The sequence below is a fragment of the Streptomyces sp. SID10853 genome (assembly GCF_010548145.1).
In the GTDB taxonomy this organism is placed as follows: domain Bacteria; phylum Actinomycetota; class Actinomycetes; order Streptomycetales; family Streptomycetaceae; genus Streptomyces.
On record NZ_JAAGLN010000091.1, the window covers coordinates 1 to 24,944 of the forward strand.

The 24,944-nt window shown below is 71.3% G+C and carries 22 protein-coding genes and 2 tRNA genes; 15 read left to right on the forward strand and 9 right to left on the reverse strand.

All coding sequences use genetic code 11. The features are described from left to right. The first annotated feature begins 245 nt into the window (after positions 1-245). The 5 genes from G3I19_RS18675 to G3I19_RS18695 all read left to right on the forward strand — a co-directional run bounded on the left by G3I19_RS18675 (position 246) and on the right by G3I19_RS18695 (position 4,805). Positions 246-1,967 carry a hypothetical protein gene (locus G3I19_RS18675; protein ID WP_239074520.1) on the forward strand — a complete coding sequence of 574 codons (1,722 nt, stop codon included), beginning with the start codon at positions 246-248 and terminating at the stop codon, positions 1,965-1,967. Beyond that, positions 1,964-3,292: an AAA family ATPase gene (locus tag G3I19_RS18680; RefSeq protein WP_164264777.1), complete on the forward strand. Its 1,329-nt coding sequence runs from the start codon at positions 1,964-1,966 to the stop codon at positions 3,290-3,292. Before G3I19_RS18675 ends, G3I19_RS18680 begins: the two co-directional genes overlap by 4 nt. Positions 3,293-3,499: 207 nt before the next feature. Continuing rightward, entirely contained in the window at positions 3,500-3,838 is a 339-nt protein-coding gene (locus G3I19_RS18685) for a hypothetical protein (protein WP_164264778.1), read from the forward strand. Between the two features lie 153 nt (positions 3,839-3,991). Then, positions 3,992-4,741: a bifunctional DNA primase/polymerase gene (locus G3I19_RS18690; RefSeq protein ID WP_164264779.1), complete on the forward strand. Its 750-nt coding sequence runs from the start codon at positions 3,992-3,994 to the stop codon at positions 4,739-4,741. Next, positions 4,732-4,805: transfer RNA gene (locus G3I19_RS18695), tRNA-Lys, on the forward strand. The genes G3I19_RS18690 and G3I19_RS18695 overlap by 10 nt, the downstream gene beginning before the upstream one ends. A 116-nt stretch (positions 4,806-4,921) precedes the next feature. Here the strand turns inward: G3I19_RS18695 and G3I19_RS18700 are convergent. Beyond that, positions 4,922-6,172, reverse strand: a complete 1,251-nt coding sequence (locus G3I19_RS18700) for a M6 family metalloprotease domain-containing protein (protein ID WP_343235139.1) — start codon at positions 6,170-6,172, stop codon at positions 4,922-4,924. A 349-nt stretch (positions 6,173-6,521) separates the two neighbouring features. Between G3I19_RS18700 and G3I19_RS18705 the strand changes: the two genes are divergently transcribed. Next, on the forward strand, positions 6,522-8,333 hold the full coding sequence (locus G3I19_RS18705) for an EAL domain-containing protein (protein ID WP_164264780.1): 1,812 nt from the start codon (positions 6,522-6,524) through the stop codon (positions 8,331-8,333). A 126-nt stretch (positions 8,334-8,459) separates the two neighbouring features. Here G3I19_RS18705 and G3I19_RS18710 read toward each other — a convergent pair whose 3' ends face one another. The 3 genes from G3I19_RS18710 to G3I19_RS18720 all read right to left on the reverse strand — a co-directional run bounded on the left by G3I19_RS18710 (position 8,460) and on the right by G3I19_RS18720 (position 11,224). Further along, entirely contained in the window at positions 8,460-9,518 is a 1,059-nt protein-coding gene (locus G3I19_RS18710; protein WP_164264781.1) for an LLM class flavin-dependent oxidoreductase, read from the reverse strand. A gap of 159 nt (positions 9,519-9,677) precedes the next feature. Beyond that, on the reverse strand, positions 9,678-10,397 hold the full coding sequence (locus G3I19_RS18715; protein WP_164264782.1) for an aspartate/glutamate racemase family protein: 720 nt from the start codon (positions 10,395-10,397) through the stop codon (positions 9,678-9,680). Beyond that, positions 10,394-11,224 (reverse strand): decarboxylase, encoded by an 831-nt coding sequence (locus G3I19_RS18720; RefSeq protein WP_164264783.1) that lies wholly within the window; start codon positions 11,222-11,224, stop codon positions 10,394-10,396. The genes G3I19_RS18715 and G3I19_RS18720 overlap by 4 nt, the downstream gene beginning before the upstream one ends. A 151-nt stretch (positions 11,225-11,375) precedes the next feature. On the opposite strand from G3I19_RS18720, the gene G3I19_RS18725 reads away from it, so the two are divergent. Together G3I19_RS18725 and G3I19_RS18730 are read left to right on the forward strand one after the other, a co-directional pair. Then, entirely contained in the window at positions 11,376-12,347 is a 972-nt protein-coding gene (locus G3I19_RS18725) for a D-2-hydroxyacid dehydrogenase (protein ID WP_164264784.1), read from the forward strand. Then, positions 12,340-13,737: an amidase gene (locus G3I19_RS18730; protein WP_164264785.1), complete on the forward strand. Its 1,398-nt coding sequence runs from the start codon at positions 12,340-12,342 to the stop codon at positions 13,735-13,737. Before G3I19_RS18725 ends, G3I19_RS18730 begins: the two co-directional genes overlap by 8 nt. A gap of 22 nt (positions 13,738-13,759) precedes the next feature. Here G3I19_RS18730 and G3I19_RS18735 read toward each other — a convergent pair whose 3' ends face one another. Continuing rightward, complete coding sequence (locus tag G3I19_RS18735) at positions 13,760-14,260, reverse strand: DUF3830 family protein (protein ID WP_164264786.1); 501 nt, start codon at positions 14,258-14,260, stop codon at positions 13,760-13,762. 200 nt (positions 14,261-14,460) lie between these two features. On the opposite strand from G3I19_RS18735, the gene ehuB reads away from it, so the two are divergent. The 6 genes from ehuB (at position 14,461) to G3I19_RS18765 (ending at position 18,556) form a co-directional block, all read left to right on the forward strand. Beyond that, positions 14,461-15,288 carry an ectoine/hydroxyectoine ABC transporter substrate-binding protein EhuB gene (ehuB, locus tag G3I19_RS18740; protein ID WP_164264787.1) on the forward strand — a complete coding sequence of 276 codons (828 nt, stop codon included), beginning with the start codon at positions 14,461-14,463 and terminating at the stop codon, positions 15,286-15,288. Then, positions 15,285-15,956 carry an ectoine/hydroxyectoine ABC transporter permease subunit EhuC gene (gene ehuC, locus G3I19_RS18745; RefSeq protein ID WP_164264788.1) on the forward strand — a complete coding sequence of 224 codons (672 nt, stop codon included), beginning with the start codon at positions 15,285-15,287 and terminating at the stop codon, positions 15,954-15,956. Before ehuB ends, ehuC begins: the two co-directional genes overlap by 4 nt. Next, a complete protein-coding gene (gene ehuD, locus G3I19_RS18750; RefSeq protein ID WP_164264789.1) occupies positions 15,953-16,606 on the forward strand; it encodes an ectoine/hydroxyectoine ABC transporter permease subunit EhuD in 654 nt (217 codons plus the stop codon). The genes ehuC and ehuD overlap by 4 nt, the downstream gene beginning before the upstream one ends. A 112-nt stretch (positions 16,607-16,718) precedes the next feature. Continuing rightward, positions 16,719-17,486 (forward strand): ectoine/hydroxyectoine ABC transporter ATP-binding protein EhuA, encoded by a 768-nt coding sequence (ehuA, locus tag G3I19_RS18755; RefSeq protein WP_164264796.1) that lies wholly within the window; start codon positions 16,719-16,721, stop codon positions 17,484-17,486. Positions 17,487-17,650: 164 nt separating this feature from the next. Continuing rightward, a complete protein-coding gene (locus tag G3I19_RS18760; RefSeq protein ID WP_164264790.1) occupies positions 17,651-18,409 on the forward strand; it encodes an IclR family transcriptional regulator C-terminal domain-containing protein in 759 nt (252 codons plus the stop codon). A 73-nt stretch (positions 18,410-18,482) separates the two neighbouring features. Beyond that, a tRNA-Lys gene (locus tag G3I19_RS18765) sits at positions 18,483-18,556 on the forward strand. 114 nt (positions 18,557-18,670) lie between these two features. Here the strand turns inward: G3I19_RS18765 and G3I19_RS18770 are convergent. Beyond that, positions 18,671-19,795 (reverse strand): FAD-dependent oxidoreductase, encoded by a 1,125-nt coding sequence (locus tag G3I19_RS18770; RefSeq protein ID WP_343235138.1) that lies wholly within the window; start codon positions 19,793-19,795, stop codon positions 18,671-18,673. Between the two features lie 152 nt (positions 19,796-19,947). On the opposite strand from G3I19_RS18770, the gene G3I19_RS18775 reads away from it, so the two are divergent. Beyond that, positions 19,948-21,504: an MFS transporter gene (locus tag G3I19_RS18775; protein WP_164264792.1), complete on the forward strand. Its 1,557-nt coding sequence runs from the start codon at positions 19,948-19,950 to the stop codon at positions 21,502-21,504. Positions 21,505-21,594: 90 nt separating this feature from the next. On the opposite strand, the gene G3I19_RS18780 is transcribed toward G3I19_RS18775, so the two are convergent. The 3 genes from G3I19_RS18780 to G3I19_RS18790 form a co-directional block, all read right to left on the reverse strand. Continuing rightward, positions 21,595-23,253 carry an AMP-binding protein gene (locus G3I19_RS18780; protein ID WP_164264793.1) on the reverse strand — a complete coding sequence of 553 codons (1,659 nt, stop codon included), beginning with the start codon at positions 23,251-23,253 and terminating at the stop codon, positions 21,595-21,597. Positions 23,254-23,293: 40 nt separating this feature from the next. Continuing rightward, on the reverse strand, positions 23,294-23,893 hold the full coding sequence (locus G3I19_RS18785) for a lytic polysaccharide monooxygenase (RefSeq protein WP_164264794.1): 600 nt from the start codon (positions 23,891-23,893) through the stop codon (positions 23,294-23,296). 205 nt (positions 23,894-24,098) lie between these two features. Then, on the reverse strand, positions 24,099-24,944 hold an 846-nt coding region (locus G3I19_RS18790; protein WP_275402753.1), incomplete at its 5' end, for an SPFH domain-containing protein.

A 24,944-nucleotide genomic window follows, 5' to 3' on the forward strand; every position in this document is an offset into this window, starting at 1 on the left:
GGCCCGGCCCTCCCCGGGCAGGACAGTGGCCCGGCCCCAGCCGGGCAGGACGGGCCGTCGCCATGTCGCTGATCAGCACGCTCGCCCTGCTGGAAGCCGTGCGGTCCGGCCGCGCGGAGCCCACCGCCACCGTCCGCCACCGTCATCCTTCGGCGCGCACGCTCGTGTTCGTCCCCATCACCACGGCGGGCGACGCCGGCTCACCCCTCGGGGCAGTATTCGGCACGTACCCCGCCGCGCCGCGGATGCTGCGCGCAGCCCGGCCGCGCGCCCGTCACCGTCAGGATCTCTCCGCGCGCCCGCTCGTGTTCGTCCCCCTCACCACGGCGGGCGAGGCCGGCGCACCCCTCGGGGCACTCGTCGGCACCGACCCCGCCGCGCCGAGGCTGCTGGTCGTCGCCCAGCCGCGCGACCGTGACCTGCGGTTCGCGTTCCTCGCCGAGCTGGCCGATGCCGTCCTGCCGTACATCGAGGAGTACGCCGACGACGTCGAGGCCGCCGAGCGGTCCGAGACCGACCCGGAGACCAAGAAGAAGGTCAAGGTCGAGACGGAGCTGTGCACGGACGCCCCGCAGCTGATCGTGCCGAGCCGGGCGGGCATCGACTTCGTACGGCTCATCGGGCGCTCGACGCGCTTCCGGCGTACGGCCGATGAGGATCCCGAGACGCCCTACCCGGCGCCGCCCCGCGTCCCGCTGCTCGGCCGCTGGCTGACGCACTACGGTGAGCGCGCCCGGGTCCCCGGGTCCTCGCTGCTGCTCGCGGCGACCGACCTGCTGAACCGGCACTGGGCCACCGGCCAGAGCACTCTGGAGGACCAGCATCTGGGCGCGCTGCTCGCCTGGATCGCCCCGGGCGACGGGGCATCGGGCGCCGAGGCGGCGCTCCGGGCCGAGCTGGGACGCGACCGGGACGGGCAGCTGCTCTGCCCGCCCGCGGGCCCCGCGACCGACCCCGCCTTCGACAACAGGCTGCTGGCCCCGGCGGTGGAGCGGTACGACACGGCGCGTACGGCACTGGCCGCCGCCGAGGACGGACCGTCGGCCGACGACCGGCTCGGCGAACTGACAGCGGCCGAGCGGGAGATCCGCACGCTGCTGGCCGGGCAGCTGCGCCCCACCTGGGACGCGGTGTGGCAGGCGCTCGGGCTGCTGCGCGAGCTGCCCGAGGGAGCCAGGGCGGGCGACCGGTGGACCCGGGACCGATGGTCGTTCACCGGCCACCGGGACCGGGTACGGGCGGGCGAGCCGCCCCAGCCCCGCAAGGACGACGCGGTGACGGCGGCGCAGAAGCTCGCCACCCGGGAGACCGCGCAGACACAGCTGGAGGCACAGGAGGCCCTGGACGATCCGCTGGTGATGGCCGGACGGCGGCTCGCGGGCGAGGCGTTCAGCGGCGAGGTGACGGACGTGGTGATGGCGTGGAGCGAGTCGAAGCGCCCGAGCCCGCGCCCCCTGGTGACGCTCCGCACGGACGACTCCCCGCACATCGGGGAGCGCACCAAGGTCCACCGGGCGCTCCCGGGCGACCCGCCCAGGGTCTTCCGTTCGGGCCAGGCCGGATCAGGGAGCGGGGACTGGTGCGTGCAGCCGCAAGGCGGAGGATTGAATCATGGCGGAGCCATGGTGATTGACGACAACGCCGCAGATGTGCGTGCCAGTCCCCGCGAGCCCGGCCTGGCCCGAACGACAGGCCCGAAGACCCAGACGGCCGAGTTCGTACGGTACGAGGAGGACGGCTCGCTGGTGCTGCGGCTGACCAACGGCATGGGCCGCGCCAGGGAGCCGGCCCCGGGGACCGTTCCGGAGAAGGGCGACCGGCTGTGCTGGACGCTGTTCGAGCACAGTGCGCGGGGCGGGCCCGAGCTGCCCGCGCAGGAGGACACCCCGTGGACCCACGGCGGCCCGCCGGACACCGCGGCCCCTGTGCGCCTCCCCGACCCCGCCACCCCCGAGGACCTGCTGTGACCTTCGATCCCGGTGCGGAGGCGGCCCGTGCGACGCGGGCCATCCTCGACGACACGCTGCACGGCACCTCCCGCGGAGTGGTGGTCGACTCGCCGCCCGGCGCGGGCAAGTCGACGCTGGTGGTGCGCGCGGCCCGTGAACTGGCCGCCGCCGGCCGCCCGCTGATGGTGGTCGCGCAGACCAACGCCCAGGTGGACGACCTGGTCGTCCGGCTGGCCGGGAAGGATCCCGAGCTGCCGGTCGGCCGGCTGCACAGCAGCGACCCCGATCCGTACGACAAGGCGCTGGACGACCTGCCGAACGTCCGCAAGTCCGCCAAGGCCGCGGATCTCGCAGGGCTCGACGTGGTGATCTCGACGGCCGCGAAGTGGGCGCATGTGAAGGGCGTCGAGCCCTGGCGGCACGCGATCGTGGACGAGGCGTACCAGATGCGGTCGGACGCTCTGCTGGCCGTGGCCGGGCTGTTCGAGCGGGCGTTGTTCGTGGGCGACCCCGGCCAGCTCGACCCGTTCAGTGTGGTCGGCGCCGAGCAGTGGGCGGGGCTGACGTACGACCCGTCGGCCAGTGCGGTCTCCACCCTGCTCGCGCACAATCCGGAGCTGCCGCAGCACCGGCTGCCGGTCTCCTGGCGGCTGCCGGCCTCGGCCGCGCCGCTGGTCTCGGACGCGTTCTACCCGTACACGCCGTTCCGCAGCGGCACGGACCACGGTGACCGGCGGCTGACCTTCGGGGTGGCGTCGGACGGTTCGGGCCCCGACCGGGTACTGGACGAGGCGGCCGATTCGGGCTGGGGTCTGCTCGAACTGCCCGCGCGGCACACACCGCGTACGGACCCGGAGGCGGTACGGGCGGTGGCCCTGGTCGTCGGGCGGCTGCTGGACCGCGGGGGCGCGGCGGTGAGTGAGCAGTCGCCAGATCCGGTGCCGCTGACGGCGGACCGTGTCGCGGTCGGCACGGCCCACCGCGACCAGGCGGCCGCGGTGCGGTCGGCGCTCGCGGAGCTCGGGGTGACGGGTGTCGCGGTCGATACGGCCAACCGTCTGCAGGGCCGGGAGTTCGACGTCACGGTGGTGCTGCACCCGCTGTCGGGCCGACCGGACGCGACGGCGTTCCATCTGGAGACGGGCAGGCTGTGCGTCCTGGCGTCACGGCACCGGCACGCCTGCATCGTGGTGTGCCGGGAGGGCGTGGCCGAGCTGCTGGACGAGCATCCGTCGACGGAGCCGGTACAGCTGGGCGTGACCGTGAAGTTCCCGGACGGCTGGGAGGCGAACCACGCGGTCCTGGCCCACCTCGCGGAACACCGCGTGCCGTGGACACCCTGACCCGCCGGGCCGGCCCCGGTGACCGCGCCGGACGGCCCCTTGCGCGGGGCGGGACAATGGACGGTGGCCGGAATCCCACGGCAGATCCGGTACCCCACGACCGGACGCACAACCGGACGCAGAACCTGACGCCCAACCCGACACAGCGCGGCAATGCAGCAGCGCAGCCGCAGAGCAGACGCACAACGGCACCAGCAGGAGGCACACATGGCGGAGCCCGAACAGCGCGAGCGGAAGCCGCGGCCTGCGCCGTTGCTCTTCGAGCCTTCCGAGGCCACCGCCGATCCGGAGCACTTCTTCGACCTGGAGTCGATCGATGATCCGGCGGCGCTGCTCACCCGCGCCACCGAGCTCACCCTGGCCTTCCGCGCGGCAGCGGACCGGGCGGTCGAGTTCCAGGCGATGGCCGCGGCGCAGCTCGCCGACCCGCGCCGCTTCGACCGGCTGACGACCGCGGACATCGCCGAGCGCGCGCAGTGGACCGAGGACTACGCGAAGAAGATGGTCGAGTTCGGCCGGGACCTGTTGCGCGGCCTGCCGACCTGACGGATCCACGGCGCCGCCCGCCGTACGGCATATGCCCCGAGGCAGAGCCAAGAGGCAAGGCCGGTGGGCAAGATACGCCTTCCCGCCCCCGCCTGTCCCGGTTTCCGCCAACCCAGCGCAGTGCCTCCCTCACTCCCGGTACACCTGGTCGGCATGAGCGCATGGCAGCGAAACGACGACAGCGCAGGAATCCCCTCCGGCAGAAACCCCGGCCTCCGCGGCCCCGGCCTCCGCAGCGCGGGTATCGGCGGCTCCGGCGTACGGGGCTCGGTCATCCATGCCACGGTCGGCCGTTCGTCCGCAGGGCTCAGCCGGATCCTCGACGAGCAGGACGGTCAGCACGCCACAGAGGTCACCCCGGCCGGCGCGGGGTGGCTCGCCTCCGCCGCGCCGTACCCGCGCAGCGCGCTCTCGCTCTGGGAGTCCCAACCCACCGCCCCGACCGTGCTGGACTGCGGCTCGGTGTTCGACGTCGTCAATGTGCCCGCGATCTTCGGCCGCCGGATGCTGGACACCCTGTGGTCGGAGGGTCCCGGATCGGGCCCGGTCGCCGGCCACCGCGGCCGGATGCTGCTCTTCGCCGCCCCCGGCACGGCCCAGCGGCTGCCGTCCCTGCTGCACTGGGAGGAGTGGGGCGACGCGGTGCCGCCGCTGCTCTGTCACGGCCCGGGCGACGCGGTGACCGTACCGTCGCTGACCTCGTCCGTTCCCCGGTCGGGGCCGCGCTGGCTGGTCGCCCCCGACACCCGCCATCCCTGGCTGCCGGGGCCCGAGGTGCTGCTCTGGGCCTGCGTCAGGGCGGCGCGGGCGGCGGCCGCCCCGGCGGCCGGGGCGGGCGGCTTATCAATTTTTACCAGCGCCGATCAGGGTGCTAAGGTCTACGACGTCAGCAGGCGCCGCTAGCTCAGTTGGTTAGAGCAGCTGACTCTTAATCAGCGGGTCCGGGGTTCGAGTCCCTGGCGGCGCACAGACGGAAGAAGCCCCTCGCGGAAGCGGGGGGCTTCTTCGTTGTCCCGGCCGGGCGGGGCTCCGGATCAGCGGCGCCCCGGATGACCGGAGCAGCCTGAGATGTCCGGAGCAGCCTCAGATGACCGGCGTGATCTTGACCGTCCAGGATCCCGACGGCGTACGGTCCGCCACCTCCACCTTCGTCCCGTTGCCGGGGACAGTGAAGGTCTCCCCGACCCCCAGCGGCGCGTCGGCCAGCGGCGGGTAGACCGACTGCCCCCAGCAGCCCGAGCTGTGCGGGTGGGTGTCGACCACCCGGATCGGGCCATCGCCCGAGGCCAGGTCGGCCTTCACCCGGTAGATGAGGACCCCCTCGGAACAGGTCGACACGTCGTTGCCCGCCGCGGTCCGCGCCTCGATGGCGAGGGCGCTCTCCAGCCCCGTCCGCAGGACGAGGAGCCGGGTCCCGGCCGTGTCCGTGCCGGGCGCCGTGACCTTCTCCAGCGGTTCAAGCGTGAACATCTGGGGAGCGGTGCCGCGTACACAGCCGATCTGCCGCCGGCCCAGCCAGCCCAGCTTCCACTTGTGCCAGCCGAAGAAGTCGGGGGCGAGCCCGAACTGGCTGCCCATGACGTCCCAGTCCCCCACATAGGTGTCCCAGTCGCCCTTGTCGTCGGACGGACGGTGGTAGAGGTCCGGCAGGTCCAGGACGTGACCGGTCTCGTGGGCCAGCACGTCGCGGTCCGGCGGATGCCGCTCGAAGCCGGTGACGAAGCGCCGGATGTCCGTGCCGTCGGCGCGCAGCGGAGTATCCAGGTTGACCACCTTCGTGGCATCGGAGTCGACGCCCGGCGCGTCCGGGTCGGCGATCAGATAGACGAGGTCGTACTTGCTGAAGTCCACCGAGGGATCGGCCGCGGCCACCGCGTCCCGCAGATACGCGTCGCGCTCGCCCGCGCTCCAGTCACGCCGTATCGCGTACGCGGAGGCGGGCTTCGGCATCGTCGTCCACCGCTGCATCGGATGCGGCCGCAGCGTGAACTTCCCGTACGAGGCACGCCGGTAGAACTCGGTGGTGGAGGGGAAGTAGTCGCCGGTCAGCTCCTGCGGAGTGGTGTCGGGCACGGTGCCGGGGAATGACAGGAAGATCATGACCGCGTCGAGCGCCCCGACCGGCCGGGGGTAGGCGGAGTTCCAGGTGTCGAGCCCGTCCGAGTGGTGGTCGTCGGTGCGGGCCAGCGCGCACGGCCCCGCGCCGCCCACCGTGGCCACCGCGGGCCCCGCGACCAGCGATGTCGCGGTGAGCGCCATGAACGAGACGAGGATGGCGGCGGTCTGCCGCAGCCGGAACCGGTCCACTCGCCCGGGTGCCTGCGGACGCTGCACGTGGACCTCCGGGTTCGGGTTGCGGGACACCCCACCCACCCTGGGCCGGTTTATATGTTTATGCCCTGTCCAGCTGCCCCAGGCGAGTGATCGACCCGACACCCCGGACCTTTACGGAAAGTCACAACCGATCACGTCGGAAAGCCCCCGGACGGTAGCCGCGCAGAAACGATCACCCTTGGGCGCGGGACCGACCACCGTGCGCCAAGGAGGCTGGAACGGTCCTTGCTTCAACCTCTATGATCGGCACACTTTCCCATGTGGACACGCGCCTTCGGCGTCCCTCCACCGCCCGGCCGACGAACCCCGACCCCACCTGTTCGAGACGACTGCACCGCGGGAGCCAGCCGTGAACGGAACCCCTGAAGGACCGGGTCCTGTACCGGGATCCGTCCGGCCACCGGTCACAGAGCGTCAGGCTGTCGGCCGGACCGCGGCCGAGCTGCACGACTACCGCGCCGCCTTCAACACCGCGCGGCTCGGGATGGCCGTCGTCGACCGCGAGGGCCTGGTCGTCTCCGCCAACGCCGCGCTCGGCGGACTGCTCGGCACCGAGCCCGCCGAGCTGACCCGGCAGACCGCGGCCCGCCTCGTGGACCTCCCGGCGGACACCCGCACCTGGTACGCGTACCGCGAGGTGCTCCGGGGCCGCCGCTCCAGCTTCCGCTGCACCCGCCGCCTCAAGCACGCCGACGGCCACTCGCTCTGGGCCGAGGTCAGCGTCGCCCCCTTCCCCGACAGCTCCCAGGTGCTGCTCTCGGTCGCCGACGTCAGCGACCGGCGCGAACTCCGGGCCAGGCTGCGCCACCTCCAGATGCACGACCCGGTGACCCGGCTGCCCAACCGCACCCTGTTCTTCGAGCGGCTGTCGGCCGCGCTCGACCCGGCGGCGTGCGACCGGCCCGGCACCGGCCGGATCGGGCTCTGCTATCTGGACCTCGACGGCTTCAAGGCCGTCAACGACACACTCGGCCACCGCTTCGGCGACCGGCTGCTCGGCGTCGTCGCCTCCCGGCTGACCCACTGCGCCGACCAGACCGGTCACGGCGGTGGCAGCGGCCACCTGGTGGCCAGGCTCGGCGGGGACGAATTCGCCCTGCTGGTCGAGGACTCCACCGGCACGGACCAGCTCGCCGCTCTCGCGGCCTCGGTGCTGGCCGCACTCCAGGAGCCGTTCGACCTCGGCGGCCAGCGGCTCTCGGTCTCGGCGTCGATCGGGGTGGTGGAGCGGGCCGCCGACGGCACCAGCGCCACCGGTCTGATGCAGGACGCCGACACCACGCTGTACTGGGCGAAGGCGGACGGCAAGGCGCGCTGGACGCTCTTCGACCCGGAGCGCAACGCCCACCGGATGACCAGGCAGGCGCTCTCGTCCACCCTGCGGCCCGCCGTGGACGACGGTGAATTCGTGCTTGAGTACCAGCCGTTGGTGGATCTGGCGGACGGGGAGCTGAAGGGGGTGGAGGCGCTGGTGCGCTGGAACCACCCGCAGTTCGGCCGGCTGACCCCGAACCGCTTCATCGGTCTGGCCGAGGAGGACGGCTCGATCGTCCAGCTCGGCGCGTGGGTGCTGCGCACCGCCTGCCGGCAGGCGAGGGCGTGGCAGCTCGAACACCCCTCGCGCCCACCGCTGTTCGTGAGCGTCAACATCGCCGTACGGCAGGTGTGGGACTCGGATCTGGTCGCCGATGTCGCCGGGATCCTCGCCGAGACGGGCCTCGCACCCGATCTGCTCCAGCTGGAGCTGACCGAGTCGGCGGTGATGGGGTCGGCGGGCCGCCCCCTCCAGGCGCTCCAGGACCTCAGCGACATGGGTGTGCAGATCGCGATCGACGACTTCGGCACCGGATACTCGAACCTCGCCTATCTGAGCCGGCTGCCGGTGTCGGTGCTGAAGCTGGACGGGTCGTTCGTACGCGGATTCCGCTACGACGCGGGCAGCCACCCGAATCCGGCCGACGAGATGATCGTCGAAGCGCTGGTGCAGCTCGCGCACCGGCTGGGCCTCACGGTCACCGCGGAGTGCGTGGAGACGGCGGGGCAGGCGGCGCGGCTGCGCAGGATCGGCTGTGACACCGGGCAGGGCTATCTGTACTCACGGGCGGTGGCCCCGGCGGAGATCGGCGCGCTGCTGGCGGGCGCCCCCGTGCCGCACGGCTGACGGCGGTCCCGACACGACTGAGGGGTGGCGCGGCCGCCCGGCCGCCCCACCCCTTGTGCCGTGCCGCTGTCCTAAGGGCTGTCCCGTAATCCCGTCGTGCGCCCGCCAGGGATTACGGGACAGCCCTTACCCGGGCAGCCCGTACGCGTCGGCGATCAGCTCGTACGAGCGCAGCCGCGCCTCACCGCCGTGTGCGTTGGCGGTGATCATCAGCTCGTCGGCGCCCGTGCGCTTCTGGAGGTCGTCGAGACCGGAACGGACCTCGTCGGCGGTGCCGGTGATGATGTTGCTGAGCCAGCCGTCCACGAACTCGCGCTCCACCGGGCTGAACCGGTACGCCTCGGCCTCCTCGGGCGTCGGCACGAGACCCGGCCGGCCGGTGCGCAGCCGGACCATCGACAGCGCGCCGCTGAGGATCTGCCGGTGGGCCTCCTTCTCGTCGTCGGCCGCGAGGGCGGCGACGCCGATCAGGGCGTACGGGCTGTCCAGCACCGCCGACGGCCGGAAGGACTCGCGGTAGAGGTCGAGGGCCGGGATGGTGTTCTGCGCCGAGAAGTGGTGGGCGAAGGCGAACGGCAGCCCGAGCGTGCCCGCGAGCCGTGCGCTGAAGCCGGACGAGCCGAGCAGCCACACCGGCGGCCGCCCCGCAGGGCCCTGGACGGGCCCCGGCACGGCGTGGATCCGGGCGTACCGGTGGCCGTCCGGGAAGCTGTCGTCCAGGAACCGGATCAACTCGGCCAGCTGCTGCGGGAATTCGTCGGCGCCCTCATGGAGCCGGTCGGAGCGGCGGAGCGCGGCCGCCGTGGCCCCGTCGGTGCCCGGGGCCCGGCCGAGCCCCAGGTCGACCCGGCCCGGGGCCATCGCCTCCAGCGTGCCGAACTGCTCGGCGATCACCAGGGGCGCGTGGTTGGGCAGCATCACCCCGCCCGAGCCGAGCCGGATGCGGTCGGTGTGCGCGGCGAGGTGCGCGAGCAGCACGGCGGGCGACGAGGAGGCGACCCCGGGCATGGAGTGGTGCTCGGCCACCCAGTACCGGTGGAAACCGCGCCGCTCGGCGAGCTTGGCGATCTCCACCCCGGTCCTGATGGCCTGGGTGGCGGTACGCCCTTCCCCCACGGTCACCAGGTCCAGTACGGACAGGGGTACGGGAGCGGTTCCGGCCGCCTTGCCTTGAATCGGGTCCACCGCGCTGGGCCTTTCTGGTTGTCGGCCAGGTACAGCGTCGGCAACAGGGGACGGTCTCCGGTTATTCCCGCGCCGCCCGCGCGCAGGGCCCGGCCGCCGCCCGTGCGCAGGGCCCGGCCGCCGTCCACGTCAGCACCCGGACCGCACCCGCCGCCCGCGTCACGTCCTGCGTGCGAAGAGCTTCCCGAGCCGCTCCCCCGGAACCTTCCGGTCGGCCAGCCGCAGCCCCTCCCACACGGACACCTGGTTCGCCGTGAGCACCGGCTTCCCCAGGACCTGCTCCAGCTCCTGCACATACGCCGCGGTGTGCAGCGCGGTGTCGGGCAGCAGCACCGCGTCGGCGGACGGATGGTCTCCCGAAAGGGCCAGTTCGATGACCTCGTCCCGGCCCCAGGTGCCGACCTCGGCCGCCGTGATGATGCCGCTGCCGCGGGTCGCCGTCACTTCCACACCCGCGGACTTGAGGAAGGCCGCGAAGTACGCCGCCACGTCCTCCGGATACGTCGCGGCGACGGCGACCTTCTTCGCGCCGAGGTACTGGATCGCGTGCACGAAGGCGAAGGACGTGCTGGACGCGGGCATCCCGGCCGCCAGCGCCAGGTCCCTGACCTGTTGCTGCGCGCCGTCCCAGCCGTAGACGAAGCTGCCGCTCGTGCACGCCCACACCACTGTCTCGGCCCCGGCGAGCCGCAGCTCCTCGACGCCCGCCGCGAGCCGGTCCGCCGCGCCCATCTCCAGGAGCGCGTCCACCCGGTGCGCGTCCTCGCCGATGTCGGTGTGGACGACGGACAGTCTCACGTCGGACGCCAGGAGCTGCTCGATGCGCTCGTAGTCGTCCTCCGCTGAATGCCCCGGGTAAAGGAACCCGACCGCTGTCATGTCCAGCCTCCCTGCTCTTCGGGCGGATCTTCTGCCAGTGCGCTGGCGGGCTCGGGCGCGGGCAGGGGTGCCGGTGCCGGCTCGGACGCGGGCGCCGATTCGATCAGCAGCCGCTGGTACGGACCGACGGCGTGGGCGCCGATCACGCGCAGCGCCGCCCACATCGTGACCTGGTTCGCCGAAAGCACCGGCATCCGCAGCTCCGCTTCGAGCTGCGGGATCACGTCGTACGTCGGAAGGTTGGTACAGCTGATGAAGAGGGCGTCCGCCGAACCGATCACCGCCTGCCGTGCCATGTCCACCACGTCGCGGTACGGGACTTTCCAGATGTGCCTGGTGAGACCGAGAAAGGCCCGCCCGGTGACGACTGTCCCCGCTTCGCCGAGGTATTCCTCCAGGGCTGACGTCACAGATTCAGTGTAGGGCGTGACCAGGGCGATCCGCCGGACGCCGAGCTCCCGGAAAGCCTCCAGCAGGGCTCCCGACGTCGTCACCGCGGGCAGCTCGCCGGCCGCGGCCATCGCCGTGCACATGGCCCGTTCCCCGGCGACCCCGCCGACGAAGCTGCCGCTGGCACAGGCGTACGCCACGACCTGGGGCGCGACCGCGCCCAGGGCCCGGACGGCCTCCCGGAGCGTCTCGTGTTCGCTGACCAGCCGGGCGAGGTCCAGGGAGACTTCGACCGGCACGAAGGGGGTACGCGTCAGATGGAGCGAGACATCGTCCGGCACCCACCTCCACAGCTCTCGGTCGAGAGCGAAGTCAAAAGGGGCGACGACACCCACACCGCGCTGTGGCTGTGGTCCGCCGAGGAAGGAGATGTCCATGACTGCCCCCCAAGTGATGTGGGTGAGGCCGTTGTGCTTCTGATGTCGACGGTAGGGTCACGGTGCGAGCCCGGTCAATCCGCACATCTCAGACGTTGCAATGTGCTTACTCCGACGAAACCCGACCACCCCCAGTCGAAGGACCGCGCAGATGCCCGAACCCGCTGAACAGAGCGCTGAACCGACCCTCCTGGTCCTGGACGCCGACCCGCCGCCGCGCCTCGGGGGACTGGCCGACCGGGCGCACATCGTGCACGCGGACGCCCACACCATCGGTGACCAACTGCCGTACGCGGACGTCCTGCTGGTCTGGGACTTCCTCTCCGACGCGGTCCGCAGGGTGTGGCCGGGCGAGGGGCCGCGCCCCCGCTGGGTGCATACGGCGAGCGCCGGGGTGGACCATCTCCTCAGCCCGGAGCTGGCCGCTTCGGACACGGTGGTGACCAACGCCCGCGGAGTCTTCGACCAGCCGATCGCCGAGTACGTCGCGGGCCTCGTCATCGCCTTCGCCAAGGACTTCCCCGGTACGCAGGAGCTCCAGCGCCAGCGGCGCTGGCAGCACCGCGAGACCCGTCGCGTGGCGGGGACTCGGGCGGTGGTCGTCGGGTCGGGGCCCATCGGCCGGGCGATCGGCGCGACGCTGACGGCGCTCGGGGTGCGGGTGGCGCTCGTCGGCAGGACCGCGCGCGCCGGGATCCACGGCACGGACGAGCTCGACAGGCTGCTGCCGCGCGCCGACTGGGTGATCTGCGCGGCGCCGCTCACCGACGCCACCCGGGGCATGTTCGGCGCGCACGCCTTCGCTGCCATGCAGCCGTCGGCCCACTTCATCAATGTGGGGCGCGGGGCGCTCGTCGTCGAGGACGACCTGGCCGAGGCGCTCGGGAAGCGGCGACCGGCCGGCGCGGCGCTCGATGTCTTCGCCGAGGAGCCGCTGCCGCCCGACAGCCGGCTCTGGGACATCCCCGGGCTGGTGATCTCGCCGCACATGAGCGGCGACACCGTCGGCTGGCGCGACGATCTCGCCGAGCAGTTCGTCGAGCTGTACGACAAGTGGGCGAACGGAGAGCCCCTGCCGAACGTGGTGGACAAGAAACGTGGGTACGTCCACACCCATGACTGACCTCTGTGACCTCACCGCCCGAGAGCTCCTGGCCGGCTACCGGAAGGGCAGCTTCACGCCGGTCGACGCGGCCGACGCCGTACTGCACAGGGCCGAGGTGGTGCAGCCCGATGTGAACGCCTTCGTCAGGATCGACTCCGACCGGGCCAGGGAGCAGGCCGGGGCGTCGGCGGCACGCTGGCGCGCGGGTGAACCGCAGGGGCTGCTCGACGGGGTGCCGGTCACGGTCAAGGACATCCTGCTGCTGCGCGGCGAGCCGACGCTGCGCGGGTCGAGGACCGTACGGCCGGACGGGGAATGGGACGAGGACGCGCCGTCGGTGGCCAGGCTGCGGGAGCACGGCGCGGTCCTCGTCGGCAAGACGACGACGCCCGAGTTCGGCTGGAAGGCCGTCACCGACTCCCCGCGGCACGGGGTGACCCGTAACCCGCACGACTCCACCCGCACATCGGGCGGCTCCAGCGGCGGCAGCGCGGCGGCGGTGGCACTGGGGGCCGGGCCGCTGGGGCTCGGCACGGACGGCGGTGGCTCGATCCGTATCCCGGCGTCGTTCTGCGGGATCTTCGGGCTGAAGCCGACGTACGGGCGGGTCCCCCTCTATCCGGCGAGCGCCTTCGGGACGCTCGCGCATGTCGGGCCGCTGACCCGGGACGCGGCGGACGCGGCGCTGATGATGGATGTGATCAGCGGCCCCGACCCGCGCGACTGGTCGCAGCTGGCCCCGCCCGACGGCAGCTTCCGCACCGGTCTCGACGGCGGGGTGAAGGGGCTGCGGATCGCGTACTCGCCGAACTTCGGCGGCCAGGTCGCGGTCGACCCCGAGGTGGCCGCCTCGGTACGGCGCGCGGTGGAGCGGCTCGCGGCTCTCGGCGCGTACATCGAGGAGACGGACCCCGATCTCCCCGACCCGGTCGCCGCCTTCCACACGCTGTGGTTCGGCGGAGCGGCCCGGGTGGCCGAGCACATCGGCCCTGAGCAGCGCGAGCTGCTGGACCCGGGGCTGCGGGAGATCGTCGCGGAGGGCGAGCGGTACTCGGCGCTGGACTATCTGGCGGCCGTGGACGTACGGATGGAGCTGGGCCGGCGCATGGGGCTCTTCCACCAGCGGTACGACCTGCTGGTCACCCCGACCGTGCCGATCACCGCCTTCGAGGCGGGTCTTGAGGCACCCAGGGGCTCGGGGCACCACCGCTGGACGGGGTGGACGCCCTTCACGTACCCGTTCAACCTGACCCAGCAGCCCGCGGCCTCGGTGCCCTGCGGGACGGACGGGGCCGGACTGCCCATCGGGGTGCAGCTGGTGGGGGCCCGGCACACGGACGCGGTGGTGCTGCGGGCCGCACACGCGCTGTACGAGGCGGGGGTGGCGGCAGAGGTGGCCGCTCCGTGACGCACCGGCCGCAGGAAGGTCCCTACGCCCGGCGGAAGTTGAGCGTCTCGCCCGTCGCGCCCGACCGCCAGAGGTCCTGACAGGCTTCCGCCATCCGGTCGAGCCCGTCCACCACCGTGCCCCACACGATCCCGGGCACCCAGCCGGTGTCCCCGTTGATCAGCAGGTTGTTCCGCTCGTAGAACAGCGCCAGGTCCACCACCGTGGTCCGCCCGCGGTGGTCGGCCGCGGTCTCGTAGCCGTACGAGTCCGTGCCCAGCACCGTCTCGGAGAAGGTGAAGTAGCAGAGATCGCCCGGGATGGGGGTGACCGTCGGATTCTCCAGTGGCGGCTCCTGCGGCGCGAACCCCGGGACCAGGGCGTAGATCTCGTTGCGCGCGTACTTCGCGTGGTAGACGTCGCCGCCCAGGGGCAACGCGTCCCAGACCGCCGCGCAGGTGACCGGCGCCTTGTCGTCGAGGAGCTTCGCCGTGCAGCTCACACCGCGCTTGTCGAGGGACAGTTCCACGAATCGATCGCTCATCCCTCCATGGTTTCCCCCCGGGCCCCCGGGCGGTCAAGGGCGCCTCTCCGTGTCAGCGGCTGAAATTGACCGGCATACCTCGGCTGGAGTCGGGTAGCCGCGCGCCCATGGCTTCACCACCAGGGAACGACTCAGGAAGCACCACAAGACGACTCATACGGCCCATAGAGTCCGTACGCCGCCGTTCGCTTCTCCTCGGCATGGCGGGTCTGGGCGCCGCGGGGGCGCTCGGGGCAGCCGGCTGCGCCCGGGTACCGACCGGAGACACGCTCGCCAGGCTCAAGTCGCAGGGCACGGTCAGGCTCGGCATCGCGGGTGAGGTGCCGTACGGGTACATCAATGAGCAGGGGGACTTCACCGGCGAGGCCGTGGAACTCGCGAAGATCATCTTCAAACGGCTCGGTGTCGGCCATGTCCAGCCGGTGGCCACCGACTTCGCTTCACTGATACCCGGGCTCAACTCGCAGCAGTTCGACTGCGTTTCGGCCGGTATGTACATCAACAAGGAACGCTGCCAGCAGGTCATCTTCGCCGACCCCGAGTACCAGATGCTGGACGCCTTCATCGTCCGCAAGGGCAACCCGAAGAACCTGCACAACTACGAGGACTGCGTGAAGGCCAAGGCGAAGTTCGCCACCGGCACCGCGTACGCCGAGATCGCCTACGCCATCGCGGCCGGTTACAAGGAGAAGGACATCGTCATTCTCCAGGACCAGGTGGCGGGTCTGAACGCCGTCGAGTCCGGCCGCGTCGATGTCTTCGCAGGTACCTCGCTGACCGTTCGCGAAGTGGTGAAGAAGAGCCGCAAGGCCGAGTCGACCAAAGCCTTCGCGACCACGATCGACGGCAAGAAGAAGATCGACGGCGGCGGGTTCACCTTCCGCCGCACCGACACCTCACTCCGTGACGCCTTCAACGTCGAGATCCACAAGATGAAGAAGAGCGGCGAACTCTTCCGGGTGCTGCAGCCGTTCGGCTTCACCAAGGACGAGATGACCACGCTGACGGCCAAGGAGCTGTGCGCATGACGTCCGGACTGTGGCAGCACTGGGTGCTTCCGGGCATCTGGATCACCATCCAACTCACCATCTACAGCGCGGCGCTGGCCGTCGTCGTGGCCTTCGGCATCGGCATGGCCCGCTCGCACCGCTCCCGTGTGGTGCGCTTCCTGGCCGGCTTCTACACGGAGATCTTCCGCGGCACCTCGTCCCTGGTGCTGATGTTCTGGATCTTCTTCGTGCTGCCGAACCTGTTCGGCTGGGCGCTGGTGCCGATGTGGGCCGCGGTGCTCGCCCTGGGGCTCAGTTACGGGGCGTACGGCGCCGAGATCGTCCGCGGCGGGCTGAACGCGGTCGCGCCGGCACAGCGCGAGGCGGGGGTCGCGCTGAACTTCACCCCGTGGCAGCGGATGCGTCTGATCCTGCTTCCGCAGGCGATCCCCGAGATGATGCCGCCGTTCTCGAACCTGCTGATCGAGCTGCTCAAGGGCACCGCCCTGGTGTCGCTGCTCGGCGTCGGGGACGTGTCGTTCGCCGCCTATCTGGTGCGGCTCGCCACCCAGGAGAGCTCCAAGATCTACTCGGTGGTCCTGGTCATCTACTTCGTCATCGCGTTCGTACTCACCCGCGGGATGCGGGCACTTGAGCGCAAGACCCGGGCCAATCTCGGCCTCACGGCCACCGGAGGTGCCCGATGAACAGCTGGGACTGGTCCGCGGTCGCGGACTTCATGCCACGTTTCTGGGACGGGCTGCTCACCACCCTCCGGATTCTGGTGCTCGGCTCGGTGCTCTCCTTCGCGCTGGGTCTGGTCTGGGCTCTCGGCTACCGGGTGAAGACCCGTTTCGTACGGTGGCCGGTGAACTTCGTGACCGAGTTCATCCGCAACACCCCGCTGCTGGTGCAGCTGTTCTTCCTCTTCTTCGTGCTTCCCGAGTGGGGCATCCAGTTCTCCGCGCTGACCACCGGCACGGTCGCGATCGGCGTGCACTACTCGACGTACACCGCCCAGGTCTACCGGGCCGGCATCGACGCGGTGCCGGTCGGACAGTGGGAGGCGGCCACCGCGCTCTCCCTGCCCCGCAGCCGCACCTGGACCGCGGTGATCCTGCCGCAGGCGATCCGCCGGGTGCTGCCCGCGCTCGGCAACTACGTCATCGCGATGCTCAAGGACACCCCCCTGGTCGTCGCGATCAGCGTGCTCGACCTGCTGGGCCAGGCCCGCCTGCAGGGCGGGATGACCTTCCAGTACAACGAGGCGCTCACCGTGGTCGGCGTCGCCTTCATCGTCATCGCCTATCCGGCATCTCTTCTTGTACGAGCCCTGGAGCGCCGCCTTGTCCGCTGACGCGAACCCCACCAGCCCCGAGCAGCCCGAGAACACCGGGCCCGAGAACCCCCAGCCCGAGAACACCGGGCCCGAGAACACGGCGAACGCCGGGACCTCGGCGGCCGATGTCATCAAGACCCCGACGAAGCCGGTCACCACGAACGAGCTCATCCGCTTCGACAACGTCACGAAGCGGTTCGGCGACAACACCGTGCTCGACAACCTCTGTTTCTCGGTGCAGCCGGGCAAGCACGTCACCCTGATCGGACCTTCCGGTTCCGGGAAGACGACGATTCTCAGACTTCTGATGACGTTGCTCAAGCCGGACGAAGGGGTGATCACCGTCAACGGTGACCAGCTCTTCCCGTCGAAGGGCGAGAAGCAGATCCGCGAGGTCCGCAAGAACATCGGCATGGTGTTCCAGCAGTTCAACCTCTTCCCGAACATGTCCGTGCTGCGCAACATCACCGAGGCCCCGGTCCGGGTCCTCGGGATGTCCAAGGACGAGGCCGCCGAGCGCGCCAAGGGCCTGCTCGACCTGGTCGGGCTCGGTGACCGCGCCGACGCCAAGCCGAACCAGCTCTCCGGCGGCCAGCAGCAGCGCGTCGCCATCGCCCGCGCGCTGGCGATGCGGCCGCAGGTGCTGCTGCTCGACGAGGTCACGTCGGCGCTCGACCCGGAGCTGGTGGCCGGGGTGCTGGACGTCCTGCGGGACATCGCCCGTACGACCGACATCACCATGCTGTGCGTCACCCACGAGATGAACTTCGCCAGGGACATCTCGGACGATGTGCTGATGTTCGACTCCGGCAAGGTGATCGAGTCCGGTTCGCCGGAGAAAATCTTCAGCGACCCGGAGCACGAACGTACGCGCGAGTTCCTGAGCGCAGTGCTCTGACCTCAGGCTCCCGATCGAAATCATGACTCCGGCATATGCCATGGTGGCGCGCCCCAGCTTGGGGGCTCGGGGCGCGCCAGCAAGTCGTCAACAGGCCCCCCACAAGGGGTCCTTGGCGGCTATCGTGGTACGCGAGCAAACGGTCACAACCTGTAGGGGGAACCGTGGCGCTGAAGCCCGAGCCGACCGCGCCGTTCCATTCGGTGCAGTACGCACTCCGCGTACTGGAGACCGTTTCCAAGTACGGCGGCGGCGTGACCGATGCCGACATCGCCCGGGAGACCGGCCTGCCCACCTTCCATCTGTCCGCCCTGCTGCTGATGCTGCGCCGCGAGGGGTATGTCGAGCAGGTCAGTGACGGCGCCTACGTCATCGGCGACTCGCTCGTCCTCCTCGGCTCCGGCGCCACCCGCGAGGCGGCGCTCCAGGCCAGGCTGCAGAACACCCTGGACCAGCTGCGGGACTCGGTCGGTGCCGCGGTCTACATCAGCCGGTACATCGACGGCGAGATGAAGATCACTCAGGTCGCCGACGGGCCGCTGACGCCCGCGGTCCAGGAGTGGGTGGACTTCCGCTCAGCTGCGCATGCCAGCGCGGCGGGCAAGTGCCTGCTGAACCAGCTCGACCAGAACGCCCGCCGCGACCACATCTCGCGCCACAAGATCGCCCGGCTCACCTCGAAGACGATCACCAACGAGCGGGTCCTCTTCTCCAAGCTCGACGCCCAGCCGGCCACGGTCCCGGTGCTCGACATCCAGGAGTACGCGGTCGGCACGGTCTGCGCCGCGGTACCGCTCACGGCCGGCTCGACCGTCGGCTGCCTGGCCCTTTCCCTCCCGGTCGAGCACGCCCACCGGCTACGGGCCGCGGCGGATTCCCTGAACCGGCAGGCCGCACCCGTGGTGCTCTCACTCGCCCTCTGAGGCCCGCTCCGGAGCCGATCATGGCCTGGTTTGGAGCACCCCTTCGGACCAGCTACTATTTCCGAGTCAGCAGGCGCCGCTAGCTCAGTTGGTTAGAGCAGCTGACTCTTAATCAGCGGGTCCGGGGTTCGAGTCCCTGGCGGCGCACCGACAGAAGAAGCCCCTCGCGGAAGCGGGGGGTTTCTTTGTGCCGGGGGCTTCTTTGTGCCGGGGGGTTTCTTTGTGCCGGGGGCTTCTTCGTGCTGCGCTCCGGCCCGGCTGTCACCGGGGGAACCGCTCCGGACGGAAGTCCGCAAGCATCTCGTCCCTCTCCCCGCTGAGGATCTCCGAGGCGAGCAGCCGGCCGATGACCGGTCCGAGCGTGATGCCGCTGTGGGAAACGGCCTCGTAGTAGCCAGGCGCGGACGGCACCGCCCCCACCGAGGGGAACCCGTCGCCCGGGATGGGCCGGAAGGCCACCCGTGTCTGTGCGATGCGGGCGTTGCCCAGCTCCGGGACGACGCGCCGCGCCGCTTGACGCAGCAGCCGTGCGAGTTCCGCCGGCTCTTCGCCGGTGTCGATGAGTGCGTCGGTCTCGCGGCTGTGAAGGACCACCGACCCGTCCCCGTCAGGGCGGATCTCGATGTGAGGCGCGTGCATGGCCCGGTGCACCGGGACCTGAGCGCAGCCGAGCCGGGTGACGACGCCCGGTTCCCGGCGCATCGGCAGATTCCGTCCGATGAGCGCGGCGATGCGGCTGGCGTCGGGGCCTGTCGCGTTCACGACGGTGCTGACGTCGAGGCGGCTCCCGTCGGACAGGGCCAGGGTCCGGACGCTCCCGTCGGCACCGGTGCCGATGTCACGGACCGCGATGCCGGACCGGAGCTCGGCGCCGGACGCGACCGCCCGGCCGACCAGGCGCCCGACGAGATGGCGTCCGTGCACCCAGGCTTCGTCGGGGTAGAAGACGACTGGCGCCTCACCGGGCACCGTAAGAGCAGGTTCGAGACGGCGGCGCACCTCGGCACCCGTGTGCACCTCGGCCCGGTAGCCCCAGCCCGCCAGCAGCCCGGCTGTCTCCAGGAGCTTCGCCTCCGCTGCGGGATCGTCCGCCCAGCGCAGATGGCCGTGGGGATACCACCAGGAATCCGGCCCGATGGCCCTGGCCAGCTCACGGTGCGCCGCCATGCCCGCCACGTTCAGGTCGAAGTAGGACTTGCGCGCGGTCTTGTTGCTGGCATTGGCCCACGAGAAGGACCAGTTGGTGACGCCTTCGCCCGGCCGGCCCGCGTCGATGAAGATCACTTCGGCGCCGTGCCGGGACAGGTGCCGGCCCACGCACGCTCCGATGACGCCCACCCCGATGACGGCGACACGCCCCGGCCGCCGCAGGGATCCGGCCTCCACGATCGCCCCCCTTCCCGCCTGACGGGTGAGCCCCCGATTCTCACACGCAAGCATGCGGAACGGACAGATACCGCACCGCCGGCACCACTCCATACAACTGTATTACACACTCGTACTAGACAAGCGTTTATGACGCTCGTACAGTCACGCTCATGACTCAGCCCACCCGTCAGGAACCGACCACTGACCGCGCCGGCCGCAAGGAGTGGACCGCCTTCGTCGTGCTGCTGCTGCCGCTCCTGCTTGTTTCGATGGACGTGTCCGTCCTGTTCTTCGCCATCCCGTCCATCGCCCGGGAGCTCCACCCGAGCAGCACCCAACAGCTCTGGATCTTCGACATCTACGCCTTCGCCCTGGCCGGGCTGCTCATCACGATGGGCTCGCTGGGTGACCGGATCGGCCGCCGCAAGCTGCTGCTGTTCGGGGCCGCCGCCTTCGGTGTGGCGTCCGTCGGGGCCGCGTACGCGCAGAGCGCCGGGATGCTCATCGCCGCGCGGGCCGTGCTCGGGATCGGCGGGGCCACGCTGATGCCCTCCACCATGGCGCTGATCCGCAACATGTTCACCGACACCAAGCAGCGCTCCAAGGCGGTCGGCATCTGGTCGGGCGCCATGGCGGGCGGGATCGCGCTCGGTTCGGTGCTCAGCGGCGTCATGCTGGAGCACTTCTGGTGGGGCTCGGTCTTTCTGATCAATGTGCCCGCGATGGTGCTGCTGCTGGTCCTCGTCCCCTTCCTGGTGCCGGAGTTCAAGGACCCGCGGCCCGGCAGGTTCGATCTGCTGAGTGTGCCGCTGTCGATGGGGTCCGTGCTTCCGGTGATCTACGGCGTCAAGGAGATGGCCGCGCACGGCTGCACCCTCCCGATGCTGCTGTGTGTCCTGGCGGGACTGGCCGTGGGCACCGTCTTCGTCCGCAGACAGCGCTCCGGCCGGTCCACGATGATCAGTCGCGCGCTGTTCCGGGAGCGGGGTTTCGGCGCCGGGATCACGCTCAACGCGCTGGCCGCTTTCGCCATGATGGGCTCCGCGTACTTCACCACGCAGTACCTCCAGTCGGTGCTCGGGATGAGCACGATGAAGGCGGCGCTCTGGTCCATGGCCCCCTCGGTCACGGTGGGGTTCGCCGCGCCGGCCGCCACCGCGGTCGCCCAGCGGGTGAAGCGGTCGTCGGTGGTCGCCGCGGGGTTCGTCATCGCGGCGGCCGGTTTCGTCGTACTGGACCTCACCGGTACGGACTCGCTCTGGCTGCTGCTGGCCGGGACCGCCGTCAGCAGCTGCGGCATCGTGACCGTGATGGCGCTGGTGGCCGATACGGCGCTCGCACTGGCCCCCGTGGACAAGGCAGGCTCGGCCGCGTCGCTCCTGGAGACGGGGCAGGAGTTCGGCGGGGCGATGGGGATGGCCGCCCTCGGCTCCATCGGTACGGCGGTCTACCGCGCCGACATGCCGGCCTCGGCGCCCGGCCAGGCCCGGGAGACGCTGGGCGGGGCGCGGGCCGTGGGCGGCCCTGGCCTGGTGGAGCAGGCAGAGCAGGCGTTCGTGCACGGGATGCACTTCGCGGCGGCCGGCGGTGCGGTGCTGCTGCTGGCCGGGGCGGTACTGACCGTGGCGCTGCTGCGGGAGCGGAGCCGTACGGCGGGACCCGGCACCGGTGCCGGTGCCGGTGCCCATACCGACGCGGCCGCGACACCGATGGCGCCGGCCGCGTAGACCGTGCGGGACGGGTAGACCGTGCGGGACGGGTAGGCCGTGCGGGCCGCGTAGACCGGCTGCCGTTCCGGCTCCTCGTGGGCCGGGACGCTACCGGGTCAGCAGCTCACCCCGCCCCCGCTTCCCGTACTCCGCCACCAGCCGCTCCACGTCATCGGCCGTCAGCCGCACGTACGTACCGTCCACCGCCCGCCACACCGGATCACCGCAGCGGAAGCCCTCGCGGCGCAGCCCGACGCGGTGCACCTTGTTCGTCGCGGTGACCGGCATCGCGGGGACGACCCGTACGTAGGACGGCGCCATCTTCGTTCCCAGGTCGGGCTGTTCACGCAGGAAGCCGGCGAAGGCCACCGGGTCGAAGGCGGCGCCCTCGCGCAGGGCGAGCGCCGCCATCACCTGGTCGCCGGCCACCGGGTCGGGCACCGCGTACACCGCGACCGCCACGGTCTCGGACCAGCGGGCCAGGATGTTCTCGATCATGGCGGCGGCCAGGTTCTCGCTGTCGACGCGCAGCCGGTCGTCGGTGCGGCCCGCGAAGTAGAGGAAGCCTTCGGTGTCGCGGTAGAAGAGGTCGCCGGTCCAGTACCAGCCACCGCGTCTGCGGTCCGCGTCGGCGGCCGCGTTGCGCCAGTACCCCTCGAAGGGGTTGGGGCCGCGGTTGACCAACTCCCCTATCGCTGCAGTGCCGTTGGTGAGGCGCCCGGCCCGGTCGAAAAGGGCGGGCGGGCGCTCGTCGAGCGTCTCCGGGTCGACCACCGCCAGGTCGTCGCCCGGCGCCGCCCGGCCGATCGCGCCCGGGGGTGTGCCGGGGGTGCGCTGGACGGCCGCGCCGCCCTCGGAGGATCCGTACCCCTCGACCAGCCGCACCCCGAACCGGTCGGCGAAGCGCGCCGCGTCCACCGCCCCCGCCTCCGTGCCGAAACCGATCCGCAGCGGGTGCGCACGGTCGTCGGGCCGCTCCGGGGTGGCCAGCAGATACTGCACGGCGCGGCCGACATAGGTGAAGTACGTGGCGCCGTGGGCCCGTACGTCGTCCAGGAAGCGGGAGGCCGAGAAGCGGGGGCGCAGTGCGACGGCGGCGCCGGCCGCCACGGCGGGGGCCCAGTTGGCGATCACCGCGTTGCCGTGGAACAGCGGCATACAGATGTAGTGGACGTCGTCGACGCCGGTCCCGAAGTGGGTGACCAGGGACTGACCGGCCGCCGCCAGCCGCCCCTGGGTACAGATCGCCGCCTTGGGCGCGCCCGTGGAGCCCGACGTGAAGTAGAGGAGCATCCGCGCCGACGGGGACACCGGGGCCGCGACCGCCTCCCCCGGGAGGGCGTCCGCGTACGGGGCGAGCAGCTCGCGGTAGGCGTCGGAGTCGGTGACCAGCATCCGTACGCCCGGCAGTTCGAGACCGTCGAGCAGCGGCAGCAGCTCCCGCGAGGTGATCAGCACCCGGCAGTCGGTGTGCACGATGTCGCGGGCCAGTTCGGCGCCGCGCCGGGTGGGGTTGATGCCTGCGACGGCGGCCCCCGAGAGGGCCGCCGCGCTCAGCCAGAGCGGGAATTCCGGGGTGTTGTGGAGCAGCACCCCGACGTGGGGCTCGGCTCCGGCCGGGAGCAGGTCCACCAGGAGCGCGGCCCGCGCGGCAGCCCCCGAGGCGATCTGATGGTGGCTCAGGACCCGGTCACCGGATCTCAGTCCGGGCCGCTGATCGCCCCATTGACGCTGTACGAGCTCCGCGACGGTATCGGCGTTCCTCATGGCGGAGGAGGGTAACTGACTGCCCGTCAGAACTGAACGGTCAGAAGCTGACGTCCGAGCAGGCGTAGAACGCGTTGCCCGTGTCGGCGATGTTCCACACGGCCAGGATCATGTGGTGGCCGGTCTTCTGGGTGGGGATGGTGCCCTGCTGGGAGACGGTTCCGGGCGGCTGCTGACCGCCGTACGGCACCGTCATGAACGGCTGCGGTTCGAGGTCGGCCCGGGTGAGCGGCTTGGAGTCGTCCCAGCCGTTCTTGGTGATGAAGTACTCGAAGTCGGTCGTGGCGTGCCGGGCGGTGAACTGCCAGCGGAAGGTGTACGCCTGGCCGCCGGTGAGCTTGGTCGTCGGCCAGGCCCCTCCGTCCGGTGCCTGCGCCCCGTCGAGCTGGGCGAAGTCGTCGTGCGCGCCGGAGCAGATCTTGCCGTCGGCGGGTCCCGCGCCGGGGAACCCCTTGGGGGCCTCGACGCTCTGCGGTTCGTACTGGATGGCACCGCAGTTGGTGACGGTGCCGTTGGCACAGAGCTTCTGGCGGCTGATGGGCTGGTCGGTGTACCCGTGGCTGCTGGCGCTGCCGGTGGCGAGCAGGGAGACGCCCGCCACGGCGAGGCCGACCACGGCCGCACCTATTCTCTTGCGCATGCTGCACTCCTCGGAACTCGGGAAAGTTCTGCGTGCCGAGCTGCGGTCTAGACCAAGCCCCAGAGTATGGACGGCAGTTCGCCGTGTCCATATCAAACACAGGTCTGAACCAATTCGGGGAGGAGCGTCGGGAACGAGCTTCGGGAAGAGGCGTCGGGGTGGAGCTTCGGGCAGGGGGTTCGGGCAGGGGCTTCAAGCGGGGGCTTCAGGAAAGCGTGCCGCCGCGTCCCGAGTAGAAGGCGACCGTCAGATCCCGGACGAGCGCGTTGCGTTCATAGACGTCCAGCTCGACGAGCCCGCGCGCCGTCAGCCGGGTCACCGTGTCGTCCACCGCGTCCACCACCGAGGTCAGCACGGTGGCCCGGTGCCGGGCGTCGAGCGCGGCAACCCGGCTGCGCTGGAGCGCACCAGCGATCTCCGGGGCGTACTCGATCCTGGTCGGCTGAGCCGAGAAGACCTCGATGCCCACCGGGAACGTCTCCGCCTTGAGCATCCGGGTCAGCGAGTCCCCCACCGCTTCGCTGTCGCGCAGGGTCGGCCCGTCCTCGTGGAAGGCGTCGGCCGGCAGCTGCGAGAGCACCCGGGCCGTCGCCGCCTCCACCTGCTCGCAGAGATACGCCTCGTGGTCCTCCACCGCGTACGCGGCCCGCGCCGTGTCCTTGATCCGCCACACCACCAGGACGACCACGCTCAGCGCCGTACCGTCGGCGTCCACGGCGGGCAGCGGCTCGCTGCGCCAGTGCCGCAGCCGTACGTCGACCCGGCGGCGCAGCATCAGCGGGCTCGTCCACACAAGCCCGGTCCGCCGCACACTCCCCCGGTAGTCACCGGAGAGCGACAGGACCCACGCGTGGCCGACCCGGCCGCGCCCGAGCCCGCCGAAGGCCAGGAGCGCCAGCGCACCGAGCACGGCGAGCACCGCACCGGCCTCCGGCCCGATCCCGTCGTACGGCACGGTGTCCAGCCGCAACAGTGCGGCCAGCGGCGCCGGGACCGCCCCCGCCCGCCACAGCACGACCGCGAAGGCGGTGAGCGCGAGGGCGCCGCCGAG